Source organism: Actinosynnema sp. NPDC059797, from assembly GCF_042732085.1.
GTDB lineage: Bacteria > Actinomycetota > Actinomycetes > Mycobacteriales > Pseudonocardiaceae > Actinosynnema.
Genome location: NZ_JBHWIE010000612.1, coordinates 1 through 2,748, shown reverse-complemented (window position 1 = coordinate 2,748; position 2,748 = coordinate 1). Strand labels below are relative to the sequence as shown.

At 77.6% G+C, this 2,748-nt stretch carries 2 protein-coding genes; both read left to right on the top strand.

Annotation, left to right across the window (positions count from 1 at the left end; translation table 11 throughout):
* Nucleotides 1-53: 53 nt before the first annotated feature.
* A complete protein-coding gene (locus tag ACFV4N_RS42420) occupies nucleotides 54-1,163 on the top strand; it encodes a polyprenyl synthetase family protein (RefSeq protein WP_499678352.1) in 1,110 nt (369 codons plus the stop codon).
* Complete coding sequence (gene crtI, locus ACFV4N_RS42415) at nucleotides 1,160-2,629, top strand: phytoene desaturase family protein (protein WP_499678351.1); 1,470 nt, start codon at nucleotides 1,160-1,162, stop codon at nucleotides 2,627-2,629. Before ACFV4N_RS42420 ends, crtI begins: the two co-directional genes overlap by 4 nt.
* Nucleotides 2,630-2,748: the final 119 nt, after the last annotated feature.

Sequence of the window (2,748 nt, the reverse complement as noted above, 5' to 3'; positions counted from 1 at the left end):
ACCCGGGCCGGCGCTGGTTAGCTCGTGGCACCACCAAGCAGCCGGGAGGCACGATGGCGCTGGTTTCCAGGGCGGACCGAGCCGAGGCGCCGGTGCCCGTCCCGGTGCTCGACGACGGGCTCGTGCCCCGGCTGCACCGCGAGCTGGAGGAGTTCTTCGCCCACGCGCCCGACACGGCGCCCGAGGTGGCCGGCGCGCTGGCCGACCTGGTGCTGGCGGGCGGCAAGCGGGTGCGGCCGACGTTCGCCTGGTGGGGCTGGCGCGCCGCGGGCGGCCCGGTGAGGGGCCCCGAGGCGGACGCCACCGTGCGGGCGCTGGTCGCGCTGGAGCTGCTCCAAGGCGGCGCGCTGGTGCACGACGACGTGATGGACCGCTCGGCGACCCGGCGCGGCAGGCCGACCGCGCACGCCGCGTTCGCCGCCCGCCACCACCGGGCCCGCTGGGCGGGCGACTCCCGCCACTACGGCGACAGCGTCGCGATCCTGGTCGGCGACCTGGCCCTGGTCTGGGCCGACGACGCGCTGGCCGCCGCCGGCCTCGACGCCGCCGCGCTGGCCCGCGCCCGCGAGCCCTGGCGGGCCATGCGCACCGAGATGATCGCCGGGCAGCACCTGGACCTGCTGGCGGGCGCCCGCCGCGAGGAGTCGCTGGAGAAGGCGCTGCGGGTGGCCCGGCTCAAGACCGCCGCCTACACCGTGGAACGACCGCTGCACCTCGGCGCGGCGCTGGCGGGCGCGCCGCCGGAGCTGGTGGGCGCCCTGCGCTCCTACGGCCGCGACGTCGGCGTGGCGTTCCAGCTCCGCGACGACCTGCTGGGCGTGTTCGGCGACACCGCGATCACCGGCAAACCCGTCGGCGACGACCTGCGCGAGGGCAAGCGCACGGCGTTGATGGCGCTCGCGCTGGGCCTGGCGCGGCTCGCCCGCCGCCCGCACGCGGCGCGGCTGCTGCGGGACTGCCTGGAGGGCGGCGGCGTCAGCGACCGGACCGTGGACGAGGTGGCCGGGCTGCTGCGCGACCTGGGCGCGGTCGACGCGGTGGAGGAGCGGATCGCCGCGCTGGTCGAGCAGGCGTTGCGGGCGATCGACGGTGCGGGACTCGACGAACAGGTGCGCCTGGCGCTGGGCGCGCTGGCCACCGGGGCGACCGGACGGCGGTGGTGACGGTGCGCGTGGTCAAGGGCCGGACGGACTCGGTCGTGGTGGTCGGCGCGGGGCTGGCGGGGCTGTCCGCGGCGCTGCACCTGAGGGGCGCCGGGCACGAGGTGACCGTGCTGGAGCGGCTGCCGCACCCCGGCGGGCTGGCCGGGAGGCTGGACGTGGCCGGGCACCTGGTCGACACCGGGCCGACCGTGCTGACCATGCCCGAGCTGCTGGACGAGGCGCTGGGCGCGGTGGGGGAGCGGCTGTCCGACCGGCTCGACCTGCTCCCGCTGCACCCGGCCTACCGGGCGTGCTTCGCCGACGGCAGCGCGCTCGACGTGCACACGTCGGCCGAGGAGATGGAGCAGGCGGTCCGCGAGTTCGCGGGCGGGCGGGAGGCCGCCGGGTACCGGGCGCTGCGGGAGTGGCTGACCAGGCTGTACGAGGTGCAGCGGGACCGGTTCGTCGGCGCGAACTTCGACAGCCCGCTCGACCTGCTGGGGCGCGACCTGGTGGCGCTGGCGCGCCTGGGCGGGTTCGGGTCGCTGGACCGGGCGGTGGGCCGGTTCCTGCGCGACCCGCGCCTGCGGCGGGTGTTCACCTTCCAGGCGCTCTACGCCGGCGTCGCGCCGAGGCACGCCCTGGCCGCCTACGCGGTGATCGCCTACATGGACACGGTGGCGGGCGTGTGGTTCCCGCGCGGCGGGATGCGGGCGGTGCCCCGGGCGATGGCCGACGCCGCCGCCGACGCCGGGGTCCGGTTCGCCTACGGGCGCGAGGTGGAGTCGCTGGACGTGCTCGGCGACCGGGTGCGGGCGGTGATCGCCTCCGGCGAGCGGTTCCCCTGCGACGCGGTGGTGCTGGCCGCCGGTCCCGCGCAGACGACCCGCCTGCTGCGCCGCCGGCCCCGCCGGCCGGTGCCGGTGCGCTGGTCGCCGTCGGCCGTGGTGGTCCACCTGAGCGGGCCGCGCGCCGAGGGGCACGCGCACCACGCGATCTCCTTCGGCGACGCCTGGGACCGCACGTTCGACGAGATCGTGGACCGGGGCGCGCTGATGACCGACCCATCGCTGCTGCTCACCACGCCCACGGTGACGGACCCGGAGCTGGCGCCGGCCGACCGGCACCTGCACTACCTGCTGGCGCCGTGCCCGAACCTGGACGCGAGCCCCCTCGACTGGGCGGACCTGGGCGGGCCCTACGCGGACCGGCTCGTGGACGAGCTGGCGCACCGCAAGCTGATCTCCTCGGCGGACGAGGTGACCCGGCTGTCGCTGACCACCCCGGACGACTGGGCGCGCGAGGGCCAGGCGGCGGGCACCCCGTTCTCGGTCGCGCACACCTTCGCCCAGACCGGCCCGTTCCGGCCCCGGAACCTGCCCCACCGCGACGGCAACGTGGTGCTGGCGGGGAGCGGGACCACGCCGGGCGTGGGCATCCCGCCGGTGCTGATCTCGGGCCGGCTGGCCGCCGAACGCCTCGGGTGACGCCCGGCGGGCCCGTCAGGGCCCGCCCACCGCCGGCTTCCGCGCCAGGAAGCCGGTCCACGCCGGCGCCACCGCGGTCACGCCGGCGCCACCGCGGTCAAGCCCAGCACCTGACTCTT